Below are 19,511 nucleotides of genomic sequence, written 5' to 3' on the forward strand. Positions count from 1 at the left end.
AATAAATAGGAATAATGACCTTGGAATATAGTGCAAAAAATATAGAAAAAAAATGGCAAGAGTATTGGAAAAAAAACGAGAGTTTTGAGCCGAGTGAAGATTTCACACAAGAGAAGAAGTATATCCTTTCGATGTTTCCATTTCCGAGTGGAAGATTACATATGGGACATGTGAGAAACTACTCAATCTCTGATGCTTTTGCAAGATATCACAGACAGCAGGGCAAAAATGTTCTGCATCCAATCGGATTTGACAGTTTCGGTATGCCTGCGGAAAATGCAGCTATCAAAAACGGAAGTCATCCAAAATCTTGGACTTATGACAATATAGACTATATGAAAAACGAGTTCTATTCGCTTGGTTTTTCATTTTCACGCAAACGTGAACTAGCAACTTCGGATGAGCTCTATACGAAATTTGAGCAGGGCTTTATTATAGATATGTACAATGCAGGGCTTTTATACCGTGAAAAAGGGATGCTTAACTGGTGTCCGCATGACCAGACTGTTCTTGCAAATGAACAGGTGATTGACGGATGCTGTTGGCGCTGTGATACTCCGATAGTGAAAAAAGATATGAATCAGTACTACTTTAAAATTACGAAGTATGCTGATGAGCTTTTAGAAGACCTCAAAAAGTTAGAATATGGCTGGCCGAAGCAAGTTCTTACAATGCAGGAGAACTGGATAGGTAAATCAAATGGTTTGGCATTTGACCTCTACTTTGATGAAGCAAGCAAAGCAAAACTTGATAGCAAGTTTGAGAGCTTTGATGTCTTTACAACACGTCCGGATACTATCTATGGTGTAAGCTATACAGCTTTAGCCCCTGAGCATGAAATCGTTACGTATATGATCGATAATGGCTTACTTGATGAGACTACAGTAGCAGCAATCAATACGATGAAAAATGCCTCTTCAATTGATAGACAAAAAGAGAAATCAGGTTTGGCGTTGGGGCTGAATGTTGTACATCCGCTTACGGGTAAAACTGTTCCTGTGTGGATAGCAAATTTTGTGTTGATGGATTATGGTAGCGGGGCTGTTATGGCAGTACCTGCTCATGATGAGAGAGACTATGATTTTGCTAAAAAATATGACCTTCCAATCAATCCGGTAATTGAGCCGTATGAGGGTGAGCATGACTTTAGCAAATCAGCATTTACGGAAGTTGGAAAGCTTATAAACTCTGATGAGTTTGAGGGCATGAATTCTAAAGAGGCACAAGCTAAAATCATCGAGATGTTTGAAGCAAAAAATCTAGGGAAGAAGACAACAAACTATAAACTCAAAGATTGGGGTGTGAGCCGTCAGCGTTACTGGGGTGCACCGATTCCTTTTGTTCACTGTGACTCGTGTGGTCTTGTGATGGAGAAAAAAGAGAACCTCCCTATCGCACTTCCTGAAGATATTGAGATTACAGGTGAGGGTAATCCACTTGAAAAACATCCAACATGGAAACACTGTAAATGTCCTGAGTGTGGCAAAGATGCGACTCGTGAGACAGATACTATGGATACATTTGTTGAATCTAGCTGGTACTTCTTACGTTTTTGTGCATCACCGCAGAACTGGGAAAAAGAGGCGTTTTCTGCTGAACAGATTAAGTACTGGATGGGTGTTGATCACTACATCGGTGGAATTGAGCATGCGGTACTTCATCTACTTTATGCACGTTTCTTTACAAAAGTCTTCCGTGATTTGGGATACCTTGATTTTGATGAACCATTTGATAGACTGCTCACGCAGGGAATGGTGCTAAAAGATGGTGCTAAAATGTCTAAATCAAAAGGCAATACCGTTGATCCTGATGCTATCATTGAAAAGTATGGTGCAGATACTGCCCGTCTTTTTATTCTTTTTGCTGCACCGCCAACACAAGAGTTAGAGTGGAATGACAGTGCTGTTGAGGGTGCATTTCGATTTATCAAACGTTTTTATGAGAGAAGCGCTAATGTAGTTGCATGTGAGCAAAAACCTGAAATTGAACATGCAAGTCTAAGAAAAGAGGAAAAATTTGCTCGTAAAAAAGTTTATGAAGCCTTAAAACGTGCCGAAGAAGTTTATAACGAGCGTTATACATTTAATACGATGATAGCAGGTGTTATGGAAGCGATGAATGCACTCAATGCGCAAAGCAATGTTGATGTATGGAGTGAAGCGTATTGGATTTTGACTTCTATAATGGAGCCTGTCATTCCACATACAGCCTCAGAGATAAGTGAAAAATATTTTAATCTCAAAAACTTTACAAAACAGGAGATTATTGAAGAAGTTTTTGTAGAAGAGAGTATCTCTTTAGGTGTTTCTGTTAACGGGAAAAAACGTGGAGAGATTGAAGTTGCACACGATGCTTCAAAAGAGGATATCATAGAAGCCGCAAAAGCTGAAGTTTCCAAGTGGCTTGAGGATAAAGAGATAGTCAAAGAGATTGTTGTTCCTAAAAAACTTGTCAACCTGGTAATTAAAGGTTAAATCATGAAATCTTTGCTTCCGCTTTTTCTTTTTTCTTTTTTATTGTTAGAGTTTAGCGGATGTGGTTATAAACCGAGCTCAAAATATTCTAGAGTAGTTGTCGGAGAAAAAATTAGTACAAATGTTGTAATCTCTGCGCAAGACCCCGAAAATACAGTTCTTATCAAAGATGCTGTAGACAAGGCTATTATTGAGGTTTTTCGTGCCTCTTTGGTTGAAAAGAGATATGCTGATACAGATTTGAGTTTTAGTATCTCTGAGCCAAGATATACACCGATTCAATATAATGCAGATGGTTTTGTTATCGCTTATCGTGCTACAATTACAATGCATATCACGCGAGAGACAAAAGATGTGAAAAAGAACTATAATGCCGTAGGCACTTATGATTTCGCTATTGCTCCAAATGCAGTGATTACAGATCAAGAGAGATTTGATGCTATTAAATACAGTACACAAAAAGCGATTGCAGCTTTTATAGCACAGGTTTCAGCTGAAGGCTCAAGACAACCCTAGGAGAGAGTAATGACAATACAGACGATTATAAACAATGCAGTAAAACGACTCAAAGCAGAGGGGAGACTTTTAACTCCCGACTTTTATGCAGAGGCTTTTTGTAAAGAGGTCGAGCATGCCAAAATGAGTGTAGAAGATTGTAATCATGTAGAAAAATTTAAAAACATGCTCTCAAAAGATTTTCAAAAAGATTTGAAAAACTACCGCATCAAGACAATGAGTGAATTTGTCCGTTTTCTTATCTCTAAACTCAATCGTACCAATCCTACACAATGCTCTGATACCTTGGAGGCACAAACAATCTTGTGTAAACGTGCTTTGCAGGTTATAACAGTACTGCATAATAAAGAGGCTGCAGAGTTGGCAAAAAATAGTATTGATCTGCTTGAGAATGCTCCCACTCCTGAACAGTTGGATAATTTTCGTCAACGCTGGGTCAATTTTCTCACAACTTACGATGATACTTTTTTACAAAAACTAAAGAGTTTCGGAGATGTTGACAGCAGTGACTTGCAAAAAACGATAGAGAACCTGCAGGTTTTTAAGGCAGCAGAGAGTTCAGAAAATGAAACAATAAATCTGCAAAGAATATCCAAGCTCTTAGTCGCATCATTTGTTCCTTCTATCGCTTCAAGTGTCAATGATACAATAGCAAATGTAAGTGAAAAGATCACAAAGAATCCTGCAATATTAGATGATGACAATATAGAAAAAGAGATAAAATCAGCCATATCACTGCGTATTGCTTTAGATAAAGGGAGTGTTAAAGAGATGGTTGAATCCATTGATGGTGTTCTTGACAAGCTCTCTCTTCGTCTGATAGATATGATTGAAAGTTCTGATAACTCAAATGCGGAGATTCAGGCTATTAAAAAAGAGTTGGAATTGTACACAGTAGAATCAAGTAGTAATTTTAAAATTGCACATAAAAAGCTCTTTACTATAGCTGTTGCTTTGGAAGAAAATACACAATTGCTGAGCAAAAATTTAAAAGGACACAACGAAGATGTAGAAGCACTTAGTAAAAGAGTAAAAAAACTCGAAGCTGAGCTTGAAGAGGCAAAAAAAGAGTCTAAAGAGGACTTCTTGACAAAGCTTTACAATAAACGGGCACTTGATGAGTTTTTAGAGTTAAAAGAGGCCGAGTATCAGCGGTATAACCGTAACTATGCTATTGTTATGTTTGATCTAGACCACTTTAAAGATGTAAATGATACTTTTGGACATGAAGCGGGAGATGCGGTTTTGGCAGCTTTTGCTAAAATACTCAAAAAAGAGGCACGCAGTGTTGATATTGTCGGGCGTTTTGGTGGAGAGGAATTTCTGGCACTCCTTAGTGATACAGATATGCAAGGTGGAGTTACTTTTGCTACTAAAGTTCTAAAACATGTAGAAAAAGCCCGTTTTATGTATAAAAAACAACGTCTTTCAATTACATCAAGTGCAGGGGTGAGTGAGCGAGCAAAACACGTCTCCCTGCAGGCAACAATCAATTCTGCAGATGAATATCTCTATATTGCCAAGAAAAACGGACGTAACAGAGTAGAGTATAAAAAGTAGTGTTATCAGCGTTTCTTGATGCAAAACCTCTTTTCTATGATGAGATAGATTACACACGTATGCCACGTGTATATGCACGTATAAAAGAGAAGTTTCAGCTTCCAAAAGTTATTCATATCATCGGTACAAACGGTAAAGGAACTACAGGGAGATTCCTAGCAACAGCACTGTATAAACTGGGATATAACACTGGACACTACACCTCCCCGCATATTGTAGAATTTAATGAACGTATCTGGTTTAATGGTCACAATGTTTCTATGGACATTTTAGAAACTGTTCATCAAGAACTTTTATCTATCCTCACGCAGGATGAAGCGGAGGCATTAAGCTACTTTGAATATACAACACTCCTTGCAATGCTCTTTTTTAGTAAAAGGAGTGATTTTATTATTTTAGAAGCCGGTCTTGGAGGTGAGCATGATGCCACGGCCGTTTTTGAAAACATACTTACACTTGTTACTCCTATAGACAGAGATCATGAGGCATTTTTAGGAGAAAATATCAGTGATATTGCACAAACAAAACTCTCTGCTATTCAAAGCAGTGCAATTCTTGCAAAACAGAAATATGAAGAAGTATATAAAAGTTTGCAGATGATACAAGAGCATAATAATATCACTACATATTCGTATGAAGAACTGCTTGGGCATGAAGATCATAGAAAGATTGAGAACATAACAAAGCATGAGGGACTGGTGCCATATCTGGTGCAAAATCTCTCTCTTGCAATAGCAGCCTTGAACTATTTGGAAATTAACTACTCGGCAGAAAATTTTTATAATGCAAGGTTATTTGGAAGACTGAGTGTTTTAGAGAAAAATATTTTAGTCGATGTAGGTCATAACGTACTTGCAGCGAAATCAATTTTAGAGAGTTTAAAAGATAAAAAATATATTTTAGTCTATAATAGCTACAAAGATAAAAATTACAAAGAGATATTATCGATTTTAAAACCCATAATTTCAAGAGTAGAGTTGATTGATGTTTATAATGCTCGCGTTGCTGAAAGTACCTTTTTACAAGAGACTCTTGAAAAATTAGGTATAGAATATAGTCAGTTTAAGAAGATAGATAAAAAAGAGCACTATTTGGTATTTGGTTCTTTTAGTGTAGTGGAGGCATTTTTGAAGGTGTATCGTGGATAAACATTTTACTATTACTATTCATGATGATAATGGTGTCAAACAGTTTAATCTGCATAAGTTTGTCAAAAAAGCTTTTTTGTATGCGGGGCTTTTTCTTTTAACACTGGGACTTATTGCAGTTGCGACAATCTTGTACCTCGATTACAGTGTCGATACAATGCAGCATAAAAAAGATGCAATAGAGCATGCTTATGAAAACCTCAAAGAGCAAAATGAACTGCTTGAAGAGACAATGAAAGCAACACGTTACTCACTGCTTGTCAAGAAACAAGAGTTGAATGAGCTCTCTGATTCACTTGCAGAGATTGAGACACTCATAGGTCTCAAACCTATCGGGGATGAGTCTTTGCGTGAGCGGGTAAGCATTGCCAAACTCAGCTCTTCCCAAAGAGCAACACTTCTGCAACTCATCCCAAGTGGCTCACCAATTGAGTATCATGGAATTACAAGTAAGTTTGGGTATAGAGTTCATCCAACATTACTAAAACGTGAGTTTCACCGTGGCTCAGACATGAAAGCAAAATTCAATACTCCAGTTTATGCTACAGCCGATGGCATTGTGGAGTGGTCAGGATACCATAAGCGCAGTGGATTTGGAAAACTTGTTATATTGGAGCATATGTATGGCTTTAAGTCGTACTACGGGCATTTAAACAAAGTTGTGGTAAAATCTGGTCAATTTGTAAAGAAGGGTGACCTCATAGCATACAGTGGAAATTCAGGTCTGAGTAATGGCCCACATCTGCATTATGAAGTACGTTTTATTCATAGAGCACTTAATCCGTTCTATTTTATAAAATGGACACAGCAAAATTATAATGAAATATTCCAAAAGGAGAAAAAAGTACCATGGCAATCTTTAATAACAGCGACGTCGCGACTAAAAGTAACCCCACAGATTCAAACACAGCAATCATCACAGCAGGTGCAAAAATCACTGGGGAAGTAGAGCTCTCTTGTAACTTATATATCGATGGTGAACTCGACGGCAGTATCAACTCTTCCAAAGAGGTCAATGTGGGAAAAAACGGGCGTGTTAAAGGTAATATCGTAACAAATAGACTTGTTGTTCAGGGCTATGTTGAAGGGAGTGTCGAAGCTGACAGAGTAGAGATAAAAGCAGCTGGTCATGTCAATGGTGAGATTACTTCAATTGAGCTAGTTATAGAGTCAAAAGGTATTTTTGAAGGGAATTCTATTGTCAAGAACAGCTCCAATCATGCCGTTATAGATAAAACTGCTGCAGTAAAAAAAGCATAATACAGGAACTGAATGTCTCAAGCCGCACTTTATAACTATTTTAAAAACTCTCATGAAGAGTTTGACATCCTTATATGCGAGGATAGTAAAGAGGTTCACAAGTTAGAAAATGTAGCAAAATTTTTTAACAAAGATATTATCACCTTTGTGGATTTTCGTCCATCCCTTGGGGATGATCTACGCTCTTATAAAGAAGAGTTGCATGAGCTTTTAGCTGCTTTGCGAAATTATCATGAAGCCCAAAAAAAGCCATTGATAATTTCACCACTGAAAACATTCCTTTTCCCTCTTCCTAAAAAAGAGTTTTTAGACTCGATGAATTTGGAATTTGGCAGTGAGATAGATCTGCAAAGCTTTAAAGAGAAGATGCTCTTTTGGGGTTATACTTTTGTAGATATGGTTCAGGTTGCTGGAGAGATATCACACCGTGGAGATATCATAGATATCTTTGTTCCATCAAGTCAAAATCCTGTCAGAATCTCTCTTTTTGATACAGAGATAGAGCAGATAAAAGCGTTTGATCTTGACTCGCAGCGGACAGTGGGTGATGAACTGGACTCCATAGAGATTACAAGTGCATTTTTTGCTTTGAATGAAACAGAATATGCAAGGCTCAATGAACGGATACAAAAGAGTGAATTTGATGCACTTTCTCGTGATATCGCATCACTTGGTTTTTGGCATCTTGAAGAGATGGCAGAGAACTTTTTAGCAGATAAGAAAGCGATCTTCTCATGCAAGATGGATGATGCTCTTATTGATGCCTATGCCATTAATAACCCAATAATCTCACGTGAGGTATTTAATCTTGCAGTATTGAGTGAAGATGAGAGGGTAAAAGAGCTCGTAGTTGCTAATGCAACGCAGCTTATCAAAGTCCATCAAGAGAAAAAAATCATACTTATCGCTGCAAACAAAGCGACCATAAAACAAGCTGGGATTTATGATACAACAAACATCGAAGTTGTGGAAGCGCCTTATATCTTAAATATTATTACCGATGATGAGGTTGTTATATCGCTCAACAAGCCTCAAAAGAAGCGACGTAGAAGAAAAAGTTCAATCCTGCTTGATGATTTAAAGGCAGGCGATTATGTCGTTCATGAAGATTATGGTGTTGGAATTTTTGAAAAGATTGAACAGGCAGAGATCTTAGGCGGGGTAAAAGATTTTATCGTGATCAAGTATATTGGTGATGATAAGATTTTACTGCCGGTTGAAAATCTTGACTATATTGACCGTTACATTGCAGGTGGTGGAAGTGTGCCTGTGCTTGACAGACTTGGCAAAGGAAGCTTTGGAAAGCTCAAAGCCAAAGTACGTAAACGCCTTTTAGAGATTGCCGGACAGATTGTAAACACTGCCGCAGTAAGGGCTTTAATAAAAGCTCCAAAAATTACACTTGCGAAAAAAGAACTTCAAGAGTTTCAGGCACTCTCAGGGTTTGAATATACAGAGGACCAGACACAGGCAGTCAATGAAATCCTCACGCAGATGAGCTCCGGGCATATTATGGATAGACTGCTCAGTGGTGATGTTGGTTTTGGAAAGACAGAAATCGCACTTAATACTATTTATGCCGCTTATAAATCAGGATATCAGTCAGCCTTTATCGTACCGACGACACTCCTTTCAGCACAGCATTTTAGGAGTCTGGATGAGCGTTTTTGTGAGCTGGGGATTCGTTATGCAAAACTTGACAGATTTGTAAGCACGAAAGAAAAAAATGCCATCATCAAAGGTTTGGCTAGTGGAGAGATAGATTGTGTAGTTGGTACGCATACTCTTTTTGGTCTGGAGTTTAAAAAACTGGGTGTTGTTATCATTGATGAGGAACACAAATTTGGTGTGAAACAAAAAGAGAAGATAAAAGAGCTCTATCATAATGTGCATCTGCTTTCAATGTCAGCAACGCCGATTCCAAGAAGTCTCAATCAGGCACTCAGCTCCATTAAAACCATGAGTCAGCTCTTAACACCACCGAGTGAGCGTCAAGGAGTGCGTACTTTTGTAAAAGAGTATGATGAAAAACTCATCAAAGAGGTCATCCTGCGTGAGCTTCGTCGTGGCGGACAGGTTTTTTATGTACATAACTCAATTGACCATATGCCTATTAAAATGGGTGAGTTAAAAGCACTACTTCCAGATTTGAGAATTTTGATGTTACACTCTAAAATCTCAGCGGTCGAAACAGAAAAAGAGCTTTTAAAGTTTGAAGCGGGTGAGTATGATATGATGATTGCAACATCTATCATCGAGAGTGGAATTCACATGCCAAAGGTTAACACTATCATTGTTGACGGTGCGGATAGATTTGGTATAGCAGATTTGCATCAGTTGCGTGGACGTGTTGGACGTGGACATGTTGAGGGTTTTGCCTATTTTATAGTTCAAAACAAAGAAGCTCTCACAGATGAAGCGAAAAAACGCCTTTTGGCACTGGAGTCCAACTCATTTTTAGGTTCAGGTTCAGTTCTCGCACATCATGATTTAGAGATTCGTGGTGGTGGGAACCTGGTAGGTGATGCACAGAGCGGACATATCAAAAATATTGGTTATTCGCTCTATCTGCGTATGCTTGAGGATGCCATCAAAGAGCTTAGCAATACAAAAGAGAGTCAGAAGATAAAAGTAGATATCAAACTGACTATTTCGGCATATATCTCTGATGATGTGGTACAAGAAGATAGGCTCCGTTTAGATATTTACCGTCGTCTTTCACAATGTGAAGAGGCAGTTGAAATTTATGAGATAGAAGAGGAGGTGATTGACCGTTTTGGTGAACTTGATATGCCGACAAAGCAGTTTTTTGAGTTAATGGTCATTAAACTCTTAGCACTTGATAAGAAGATAAAGTCCATCGGAAACTATGGGCAAAATATCACCTTTACTTATCTCAATGACTCAAAAGAGACGATAAAATCAGAGAGCAAAGATGATGATGACATCATCAAAGCAACGCTCTTTTATCTTAGAAACAACAAACCAAAGGTACTATAATGAAAATAGCTTTTATTGGCGATATCGTAGGACGTCCTGGGCGAGATATGCTCAAGATGCATTTGGCAAAATTAAGAGAAGAAGAGAAGTTAGATTTTGTTATAGCAAACTATGAAAATGCATCACATGGTTTTGGCCTGACTGCAAAGAACTGTAATGAGCTTTTTGCTTACGGTGTTGATGTGATGACAGGCGGCAATCACTCCTGGGATAAAAAAGATATCTTACCCCTTTTTGAGACCCATGAGATACTGCGTCCGCATAACTATCCTGAGGAAGTTGCAGGAACGGGCTGCAGAGTTTATGATGTCGCAGGTGAGAAGCTTGCTGTGCTTAATCTGATGGGACATTACAGTATGCCATATGCTGATAATGTTTTTCGCTGTGCACAGAAGAGTGTAGAGCGTCTGCGTGAGGATGGAGTAGAAAATATATTTATTGATTTTCATGCAGAGGCCACAAGCGAAAAACGGGCAATGATGATGCTTCTTGAAGGACAGGTAAGCGCTATCATTGGGACACATACACATGTCAGCAGTGATGATTTTCAGATTGTACAGGGAACTGTATACCTCAGTGATATTGGACTTACCGGATGTCGTGACAATGTTATAGGGATGGATAAAAAAGTACCATTAACGCAATTTTTAACGGGAATGAAAGGCCATTTTGATGTTCCAAAAAAGTGTAAAAAGATACTGCAGATTGCCATTATGGAGATAAGCTCCGGGAGTTGTAGATCTGCTTATAAATTAAAAATATTTGACGATAATAGAGTTATCAAAACAGATGCATGGATCGAAGATTAGAAGTTGGTACATTACTTGCATAAAAGATAGCGAAAATGTGTTAATTTTGTGTTAACTCCATGTTTATGTAATGAGATTCTCTTGTTTTTATATATAAAACACATAATATAATCAAGAAATCACAGGATTTAAGATATAATACAAATTAAAATTGCAAAAGGGAACTTAGTGGTTAAAAGAGTCATAATTATTGGTCTTTTTACTTTAATAAACATACACACGTTAACAGCTTTAACAATTAAAGAGAGTGTTGTTGAAGTTATGGATACTAACCCTGTTGTTCAAGAGAGATTACGTAACTATAGAGCTACACGAGAAGATTTAAATATTGCAAATGCAGAGTACCTGCCAAGTGTAGATTTTAGAGCAAGTCTAGGTTATACAAAAGCCGGTTTACTAAAAGGTGCTAATAGTAGTTGGAATCATGCCGTAGGTGATGAAAGTTATGGTAATTATGAATCTTCTTTAGTGCTAACGCAAAATCTTTTTGATGGTTTTGGTACGACATACAAAGTCTCGTATCAAGAGGCAAGAATATTAGCTGCTGCATATAACTACATAGAAAAAGCCAATGATATCGCCTATAAGATGACTAATGCCTACTTGAATGTACTGCGTGAATATGAGCTTTTGCAAACTGCTCGTGAAAATGTGCAGATAAATGAAGAGATTTTCAAGAAGGTAAAAGACCTCTATGACTCTGGTCTTACAACGGATTCTGAAGTAAAAAAGATCGAATCAGCACTCTCTTTGGCTCGCTCAAACCTGACAGTACAAAAAAATAACACAAGAGACAAAGAGTACAACTTCAGAAGAGTTCTTGGTCGTATGCCTCACGTCGCAGAGATGCAAAAGCCTGATCTTAATGTCAGTATGCCAAGCTCTGTTGAACGTGCTGCTGAGTATGCAATCAATCATAATCCCTCTTTATTGGTAAGTCGTTATAACATTAAAGGTGCACAGGCAATTTGGAAGCAGCACCAAAAAGAGTTTTATCCAAAAATCGATTTGGAAGTGACACAAAACTTTAATGATGTGCAAAAGACAAATGCTTTTGATCAGCCCGATGACAGATTTAAAGCGCGTGTTGTACTTTCTTATAATCTTTTTAGAGGTTTTGCTGACAGAGCAACAGTGCAAAAAGATGTGAGTAAAATAAACCAAGAAGTTGAGACAAAACGAGACTTGAAACGTCAAGTCATTGAAGCGCTTGACTTGTCTTGGAATGCTTATGAGATGATAGCTCTGCAACTCAAAGATTTACGAGATTATAAAGTTTTTGCAGAGAAGACTTTAGAGCTTTATAAAGAAGAGTATGATTTAGGACGTCGCTCTTTGCTTGATCTTTTAACGGCACAAAATGATGTTATCAACTCCCGTGCGCAAATCATTAAAGCAGAGTATGATTATCTACTTGCTAAGTATAGAATACTTGATGCAATGGGACTCTTACCATTAGCCATTATCGGAGATACAAAAGAGTTTGATGCCAGAGTAAATCTTTATATCAACAGTGATGCAGACCAGGTCATAGATACATTGCCTGTAAAATATGATGTTGATAATGACAAAATAGCAGATGATGAAGATCTGTGTGACAACTCTCTTTTAGAAAATAATATCATGCCATATGGTTGTGTGAAGATGACACGTGACAGTGATGGTGACGGTATTATCAACTCAAAAGACAAGTGTCCAAATACACCTAAAAATGCAAAAGTATCGTCTGATGGCTGTGCAGTTGATGTTGATATGGATGGTGTAAAAGACTACAAAGATAAATGTCCAAATACACCGCTTGGATACAATGTCAATGAAGATGGTTGTGCGATTTCACTGAACCTTGGTGTTAATTTTGCCTACTATAGTGATGTTATCGATAAAAACTCCTATGCAAATATTGAAAAGTTTGCAGAGTTTGCAAAGAAAAACAAACAGTATAGAATCCATATCGTAGGGCATACAAGCTCACGCGGTGATACTGTACTCAATAAAAAACTTTCAAAAAGAAGAGCTGACTCAGTGAAACGTGCTCTTGTCAAGCTTGGTATTGCTGCTGATAGAATTACAACAGAAGGTCGAGGTGAGGAAGAACCTATAGCTGACAATGAAACACCTGAGGGAAGATATATTAACCGCAGAGTTGAAGTAGAGTTAACTCTTGAAGATTGGAGATAGCAGGATGAAAAATGTAGTACAACTTTTTTTGATGCTTGTTATCACAACACTGTTGCATGCTTCTATCTCTCAAGAGCTTGAAGATAATTTCTATGATGATGACTTTGAAGAGATTATTCGTTTTGAAATGCTGCATTTTACATCAGAGAATACTCTTGATGAAAAGTCTGAAAAAACCTTAGAAACTGCTATTGAAAAAATTAAAGAACTCAATGAATCATACAAATTAAAAATAACATTGGTTGGGCATATTTACCGTGCAGATGATTATTATGTTGGTAAAATAGACAATAATTTAGCATATAACAGTAATATAAACAGCAGTAATGATAACCAGACAAAACTCTATCTTGATAGTGTGAAAAACAGACTTACAGAGAGTGGTGTAAATGAAAAAACACTCTCTTTATACTCAAAAAGAGGTAAAGTACTGGGCTTTAGCGATGAGATACAAGAGAGTGGCAGACTCTCAGACCGTGTAATGTTGAGTGTCTATGTACTCAAACCTGAAGATATTGACAGTGATAGAGACGGAGTGTATGACAGATATGACAGATGTATAGGAACTCCTCGTGGCTCAAAAGTGGATAAAAATGGATGTCCGGTTGACAGTGACCATGACGGGGTTTTAGACTATAAAGATAGATGTCCAGATACACCACCAGAAGGTGTAAGTGTGGATGCACATGGTTGCCCTCTTGACAGTGACCATGATGGAGTTGTTGATTACAAAGACAAGTGTGAAAACACACCTGCCGGCGTAAATGTAGATCCACATGGCTGTGCAGTAAAACAGACATTAAAATTAAATTTTAAAACTGGTTCTGATAAAATACTCAAAAACTCATACGCTGAAGTGCAAAGATTTGCAGAGTTTTTGAAAAAGAATCCAGGCTATAAAGTAAAAATTATAGGACATACGGATAGTATAGGTAAAGCAGTAACAAATATGGCACTCTCCATTAAAAGAGCCCAAGCGGTTAAAGCTGCTTTAGTTGCGGAGGGTATTGATGCGTCAAGAATTGTAGCAACAGGTCGGGGTGAGCTTGATCCGATAGAGTCTAACAGAACAAAAGAGGGGCGAAAAGCGAATCGTCGTATTGAGATAAAGTTATTCAACTAAAAGTTTAGGAAAAGCATGAACGAACATAAGATTACGGTACATGAAGATACACTCTTAGATACTTTTGTCCTTTTTATTAAGCTCTTTCATAAGCCTTTTAGTAAAGAGGCTCTCTTAGCAGGTCTTCCTATTCATGATTCTCAAAAGCTTTTCTCTAAAGATAGTTCAAAATCTCTTTTCTCACGTGTGGCAGCCCGTGCAGGACTCAAATCAACCCTCATCAAACGCTCTATTGAAGATATGCTCTCTTTGCATCTTCCTGCAATTTTGCTCTTAAGTAATGATAATGTCTGTATATTGGAAAAATTTAATGATGATAAGACACAGGCAAAGATTATCTATCCTGAAGGTGATGGACTAGAGCAGTGGGTAAATGTTCATGATTTGGAAAAAGAGTACCTTGGCTTTGCTTATATTCTCAAAAAAGAGTTTGAGTATGATAAAAAAAGCTCACGTACACTGCAACTCAAACAAAAACATTGGTTTTGGAGCACACTCAAGCTCTCTATTCCAATCTATCGTGATGTTTTAATCGCATCTTTTTTAATAAATCTGTTTGTTTTGGCAACACCGCTCTTTACGATGAATGTTTATGACAGGGTGATTCCCAACAACGCAGAAGAGACCTTAATGGTCTTTACTATTGGGATTGTTCTTGTTTACATCTTAGACTTCTTTTTAAAGTTTACTCGAGCATACCTTTTAGAACTTGCTGGTAAAAAGAGTGATATCATTATGTCCTCTATTATCTTTGAAAAAGTTCTTGATCTGAAAATGGCAGAATATCCTCCATCAGTTGGTTCATTTGCCAATAACCTCAAAGATTTTGAAGCTGTTCGTTCTTTTTTTACAACAGCAACGATGACAGCTGTTATAGATCTGCCATTTGCCATTATCTTTCTTGCTGTCATCTATTATATTGGTGGATTGCTCGTTTTAGTACCTATAATTACAATATTTTTAATTTTAAGCTACTCATTGATCATTCGAAAACCTTTACAAGAGAGTATCGAAGCATCGCATGAAGCAAGTGCAAAGAAAAACGGCATACTGATTGAGACACTCCAAAATATCGAGACGGTTAAAACGATGCGTATGAATGGAAAAAAACAGTGGGAGTGGGAAGAATCAACAGGTGAGATTGCAGAGAAAAACCTGAAGTCTCGTCTGCTTTCCTCTTCTATTCCAAATGTGACAAATCTTTTTATTCAGCTCAATACTGTCTTTGTAGTTGTTTTTGGAGTCTATCTTATTAAAGAGTTTGAACTTACAATGGGTGGGCTTATTGCAATTGTGATTTTGACTTCAAGAACAGTAGCACCGATTGGGCAGGCTGCAGCACTTATTTCAAACTATTCTGATGCAAAGACAGCGTATGATACGCTCAATGAGATCATTTCACGTGAGGTGGAACGTCCTGCTGGAAAAGAGTTTGTAGAACGTCCGAAATTTCAAGGAAAAATAGAGTTTAAAGATGTTAGTTTTAACTACCCGGGTACAGAAGTACCAGCTCTTAGCAATGTGAGTTTCGTGATAGAGGCCGGAGAGAAAGTGGCCATTATTGGACGTATTGGCTCAGGAAAAAGTACGATTGCAAAATTGATTTTAAAACTCTATGAGCCAACAAGTGGAAAAATTTTAATCGATGATATCGATATCACGCAAATTGACCCGGCAGATCTGCGTAAATTTATCTCTTATGTACCGCAGGATATCCATCTTTTTAAAGGTACTATTAAAGAAAATATTGTCTCATCAGAGCAGCATCCCGATGTGGGAGATATTATCTATGCTGCTCAGGTCAGTGGTGTTGAAGAGTTTGTTCGCACACATCCATTGGGTTATGATATGCCAATCGGTGAGCGTGGTGCAGGACTCTCTGGAGGACAGAGACAAAGTGTAGGTGTGGCACGTGCACTAATGCAGGACAGCTCTATTATGATTATGGACGAACCAACAAATGCCATGGATCAAACCACAGAGAAGTGTTTGATGGACAAACTAAAAGTGGAGTTAAGAGACCAGACTCTCGTGATCATTACGCAAAAACTAGCGCTCCTTGATATGGTAGATAGAGTGATAGTCATGCATAATTCCCAAGTACTGCTAGATGATAAAAAAGAGCTGGTTCTCAAGCAGCTAAGTGGAGCTTCCAATGGCTAAAAAAGAGATAAAAAAGAACCTCTCAAAACGTGATTATGAGTTTATGCACTCTTTGAGTGCTGCCATTTTAGAGGTTGCTCCGACACGACTGCGTATTGTGCTCTATTTTTGGCTTGCAGCAATTATAATGTTTCTTACATGGGCAAATTTTGCCTATATTGATGAGATAGCAAGAGGTCAGGGGGAAGTCATTCCAAGCGGTGAAAACCAGATGATTCAAAATCTTGAAGGTGGGATTGTTGAGGAGATTCTTGTCCAAGAAGGTGACCCCGTTGAAAAAGGACAGGTACTTCTCAAAATTGACAATCAAAAATCTATCTCTTCTTATAGTTCAAACGAGATAAAAGCCGATGCTCTGCAGGCACAGATACTACGTTTAAAAGCAGAGTCTACCGGTCAGGACTTTATCGTTCCTGCTGACCTCAAAGAGAGACTGGCACAATTTATTGACAATGAAAAAAGTCTTTACAATACAAACAAACAACAGCTTAATTCAAAACTCAATGCACTGCGTGAGAAACTTGCACAAAAGAAGCAAGAGTTGGCAGAAGCATATTCACAACGTGACCATTTAGAATCATCTTACTCAATGATATCACGTGAAGTTCGTATGACAAAACCAATGGTGGCAAAAGGGGTGCGCTCAAAAATCGACTTTTTAAAACTGCAGCGTGAGGCCAATGAGATCGCTTCTAAGTATGATGCGGCTAAAAAATCTATTCCAAGGCTCAAGTCTGCCATCAAAGAGGTAAAAAGTAATATCAAAGAGACAAAGTTAAACTTTCAAAGTGAAGCAAAAACAAAACTCAATGAGGCTGTCGCAGAGCTAAGAGGCCTGCGCGTGACTTCAACGGCTTTGGAAGATCAGGTAACCCGTACCATTGTAAAATCTCCGATGAAGGGAATCGTACAAAAACTTTATGTACATACAATAGGGGGTGTAATTAAACCGGGTCAGGACATCATGGAAATCGTTCCAAGTGATGAGACTTTACTGGTAAAAGTGAAGATAAAACCAAAAGATATCGCATTTATCTATCTTGGGCAACGCGCCATAGTAAAATTTACCGCTTATGATTTCTCTATCTATGGTGGACTTGAAGGAAAAGTGGTTCTTATCTCTCCTGACAGTATTAAAGATGAAGAGGGGAATGTCTTTTATGAAGTACGTATCAAAACAGATAAGAACTACATAGGAAGACATGGGAAAAAACTCAAAATCATTCCTGGAATGACAACAAGTGTAGATATTATTACCGGACAAAAAACTGTGCTTGACTATATTTTAAAACCGATACTAAAAACAAAACAGTATACATTCACGGAGCGATAAATTAATGTCAATAATCCTCTACAGTGATGATATTAATCTCTTAGCCCATTGGGAAAAAGCTCTTGAAAATGAGACATACAAAAGTGTTGATGAGTTATATCAATTAGAAGATATAGAAAACTCCATAATCATCACAGATTATGAATCATGCAAGAGAGATTGTGAAAAATTTTTAAAAGTATCCCGTGAAAGAGACAACCGTGTTCTTGTGCTTGATAGAGTACCTGAGCTAAACAGAGCAAAAAGAGTACTGAAGTTTGGTGCATTTGGATATGGCAATGCTTTGATGCGACCGCACTTTATACTCTCTGCACTTGATGCTCTGCGTGAGGGTATGATTTGGCTTTATCCCGAACTCACATCCCAACTTATTTTAGAACTTCCGGAGAGTGAAGAAAAAAATAATGAAATCATGTTACAAAAATTAACGCCACGTGAAAAAGAGGTCGCACTCCTTTTAAAAGAGGGACTTACCTATAATGAGATAGCAGAGCGACTTGATATTTCAGCAAGAACTGTCAAAGCCCATGCACAGGCAACTTATCATAAGCTTGATGTAAAAGACAGACTCGGTCTCGCACTCCTTTTAAAATAATTTTTTTTAATACATTTGCCATACTGTCCCTAGGGACAATAGCATTACTTTCTTTTTTTGCCTATAATCTAACAAACTAGGAAATTGTCTATATTTTAGGAGAGAGAAATGAAGGTAATTATCGGAACAGTCAAAGAGACAAGCGGAAAATTTTATGCCAAAGATGAACATGGTGATATCGTAGAATTGCATGTTGGAGATAAAATCAGCAAAGATATGCTTGTCTTTGGTGCAGATGGCAACAGCCCAAGTGCACATATAAAAATAGGCATGATGAATCTTGAACAGGCTCTTGAACTGACAGGGATTGAAAAACAGATCTTTGACCTCTCTCTTATCGAAGACAACAATCTAGATGAATTTATCTCTCCAAATAATATAGACAAAGCAATTGAAAAAACAGGTGTATATGCTGAAGATGATGCAACAGATAAAGAAAAAGAAGGAAGCATCGATGATGAAACTGCTGCAGGAAGCGAAGCAGTAGTAGGGCACCTCCAAGAAGATAGCTTCCTAGCACGTGATAATGGTTTTGTTGATGTGCAAAGTAGTTTAAGAGATGCACAGTTTAATTCTCCTGATAATGGGGTGGATATAGATGGAACTCCTGTTCTATTAACAAATACAGAAGAAGATACTGAGACCCCGATAGATAATCCAAATAATAACAACCCGGTAGCGGCAGATGACACAGCAACAACTGATGAAGATACTGCCGTAACTATTAGTGTCCTTGGAAACGATACTGATGTCGATGGTGATAGCCTTATTGTGACAAGTGCAACTGCTGCAAACGGTACTGTGACGATCAATAATGATGGAACAATCACATACACACCAAATCAAGACTTCAATGGCAGCGATACAATCATTTACTCTATTAGTGATGGCAACGGCGGTACAGATACGGCAACTGTAAATATCACAGTAACGCCTGTAGATGATGCAACAGTAACAGCGTCTGATAGCAACACAGTAGCTGAGGACAACAACGCAACAGGCAATGTCCTTGCAAATGACAGCGATGTGGATAATACACTCTCAGTTGCAAGCTTCACAGTAAGCGGTGACACAACAACTTACACAGCAGGTACGACGGCAACAATTGCAGGTGTTGGATCCCTTGTCATCAACTCAGACGGAAGCTATACATTTACACCAGATGCAAACTGGAATGGAGCTGTTCCAACGGCTACTTACACAACAAACACAGGTGCGAGCGATACACTCGATATCACAGTAACGCCTGTAGATGATGCAACAGTAACAGCGTCTGATAGCAACACAGTAGCTGAGGACAACAACGCAACAGGCAATGTCCTTGCAAATGACAGCGATGTGGATAATACACT

General features: G+C 38.0%; 14 protein-coding genes. All 14 read left to right on the plus strand.

The features are described from left to right. Window positions 1-20 precede the first annotated feature (20 nt). On the plus strand, window positions 21-2,474 hold the full coding sequence (gene leuS, locus MNY27_RS07465; RefSeq protein ID WP_152184145.1) for a leucine--tRNA ligase: 2,454 nt from the start codon (window positions 21-23) through the stop codon (window positions 2,472-2,474). A 3-nt stretch (window positions 2,475-2,477) separates the two neighbouring features. Beyond that, window positions 2,478-2,990 carry an LPS assembly lipoprotein LptE gene (gene lptE / locus MNY27_RS07470; RefSeq protein ID WP_152184144.1) on the plus strand — a complete coding sequence of 171 codons (513 nt, stop codon included), beginning with the start codon at window positions 2,478-2,480 and terminating at the stop codon, window positions 2,988-2,990. 9 nt (window positions 2,991-2,999) lie between these two features. After that, window positions 3,000-4,550: a GGDEF domain-containing protein gene (locus MNY27_RS07475; RefSeq protein ID WP_152184143.1), complete on the plus strand. Its 1,551-nt coding sequence runs from the start codon at window positions 3,000-3,002 to the stop codon at window positions 4,548-4,550. Beyond that, on the plus strand, window positions 4,550-5,698 hold the full coding sequence (locus MNY27_RS07480) for a bifunctional folylpolyglutamate synthase/dihydrofolate synthase (RefSeq protein WP_246153835.1): 1,149 nt from the start codon (window positions 4,550-4,552) through the stop codon (window positions 5,696-5,698). Before MNY27_RS07475 ends, MNY27_RS07480 begins: the two co-directional genes overlap by 1 nt. Next, on the plus strand, window positions 5,691-6,647 hold the full coding sequence (locus MNY27_RS07485; RefSeq protein WP_152184142.1) for a M23 family metallopeptidase: 957 nt from the start codon (window positions 5,691-5,693) through the stop codon (window positions 6,645-6,647). Before MNY27_RS07480 ends, MNY27_RS07485 begins: the two co-directional genes overlap by 8 nt. Next, complete coding sequence (locus MNY27_RS07490; RefSeq protein ID WP_152184141.1) at window positions 6,548-6,958, plus strand: polymer-forming cytoskeletal protein; 411 nt, start codon at window positions 6,548-6,550, stop codon at window positions 6,956-6,958. Before MNY27_RS07485 ends, MNY27_RS07490 begins: the two co-directional genes overlap by 100 nt. A 12-nt stretch (window positions 6,959-6,970) precedes the next feature. Beyond that, entirely contained in the window at window positions 6,971-9,958 is a 2,988-nt protein-coding gene (locus tag MNY27_RS07495) for a DEAD/DEAH box helicase (RefSeq protein WP_346392058.1), read from the plus strand. Further along, window positions 9,958-10,767: a TIGR00282 family metallophosphoesterase gene (locus MNY27_RS07500; RefSeq protein ID WP_152184139.1), complete on the plus strand. Its 810-nt coding sequence runs from the start codon at window positions 9,958-9,960 to the stop codon at window positions 10,765-10,767. Before MNY27_RS07495 ends, MNY27_RS07500 begins: the two co-directional genes overlap by 1 nt. Before the next feature lie 168 nt (window positions 10,768-10,935). Continuing rightward, window positions 10,936-12,945 (plus strand): TolC family outer membrane protein, encoded by a 2,010-nt coding sequence (locus MNY27_RS07505; protein WP_346392059.1) that lies wholly within the window; start codon window positions 10,936-10,938, stop codon window positions 12,943-12,945. Window positions 12,946-12,949: 4 nt separating this feature from the next. After that, window positions 12,950-14,068 (plus strand): OmpA family protein, encoded by a 1,119-nt coding sequence (locus tag MNY27_RS07510; RefSeq protein ID WP_152184137.1) that lies wholly within the window; start codon window positions 12,950-12,952, stop codon window positions 14,066-14,068. 15 nt (window positions 14,069-14,083) lie between these two features. Next, window positions 14,084-16,231: a type I secretion system permease/ATPase gene (locus tag MNY27_RS07515; protein WP_152184136.1), complete on the plus strand. Its 2,148-nt coding sequence runs from the start codon at window positions 14,084-14,086 to the stop codon at window positions 16,229-16,231. Continuing rightward, window positions 16,224-17,564 (plus strand): HlyD family type I secretion periplasmic adaptor subunit, encoded by a 1,341-nt coding sequence (locus MNY27_RS07520; protein ID WP_152184135.1) that lies wholly within the window; start codon window positions 16,224-16,226, stop codon window positions 17,562-17,564. Before MNY27_RS07515 ends, MNY27_RS07520 begins: the two co-directional genes overlap by 8 nt. A gap of 4 nt (window positions 17,565-17,568) precedes the next feature. Continuing rightward, window positions 17,569-18,159 carry a response regulator transcription factor gene (locus MNY27_RS07525; RefSeq protein WP_346392060.1) on the plus strand — a complete coding sequence of 197 codons (591 nt, stop codon included), beginning with the start codon at window positions 17,569-17,571 and terminating at the stop codon, window positions 18,157-18,159. Between the two features lie 108 nt (window positions 18,160-18,267). Beyond that, on the plus strand, window positions 18,268-19,511 hold a 1,244-nt coding region (locus MNY27_RS07530), incomplete at its 3' end, for a cadherin-like domain-containing protein (RefSeq protein ID WP_346392061.1).

It is taken from the genome of Sulfurimonas sp. NWX79 (assembly GCF_039667035.1).
GTDB classification, from domain to species: Bacteria; Campylobacterota; Campylobacteria; order Campylobacterales; family Sulfurimonadaceae; genus Sulfurimonas; species Sulfurimonas indica.

Bases quoted from the DNA above. Each gene is read 5' to 3' on its own strand.
- lptE (WP_152184144.1), top strand. From the start codon at position 2,478: ATGAAATCTTTGCTTCCGCTTTTTCTTTTTTCTTTTTTATTGTTAGAG.
- MNY27_RS07475 (WP_152184143.1), top strand. From the start codon at position 3,000: ATGACAATACAGACGATTATAAACAATGCAGTAAAACGACTCAAAGCA.
- MNY27_RS07490 (WP_152184141.1), top strand. From the start codon at position 6,548: ATGGCAATCTTTAATAACAGCGACGTCGCGACTAAAAGTAACCCCACA.
- MNY27_RS07495 (WP_346392058.1), top strand. From the start codon at position 6,971: ATGTCTCAAGCCGCACTTTATAACTATTTTAAAAACTCTCATGAAGAG.
- MNY27_RS07500 (WP_152184139.1), top strand. From the start codon at position 9,958: ATGAAAATAGCTTTTATTGGCGATATCGTAGGACGTCCTGGGCGAGAT.
- MNY27_RS07510 (WP_152184137.1), top strand. From the start codon at position 12,950: ATGAAAAATGTAGTACAACTTTTTTTGATGCTTGTTATCACAACACTG.
- MNY27_RS07515 (WP_152184136.1), top strand. From the start codon at position 14,084: ATGAACGAACATAAGATTACGGTACATGAAGATACACTCTTAGATACT.
- MNY27_RS07520 (WP_152184135.1), top strand. From the start codon at position 16,224: ATGGCTAAAAAAGAGATAAAAAAGAACCTCTCAAAACGTGATTATGAG.
- MNY27_RS07525 (WP_346392060.1), top strand. From the start codon at position 17,569: ATGTCAATAATCCTCTACAGTGATGATATTAATCTCTTAGCCCATTGG.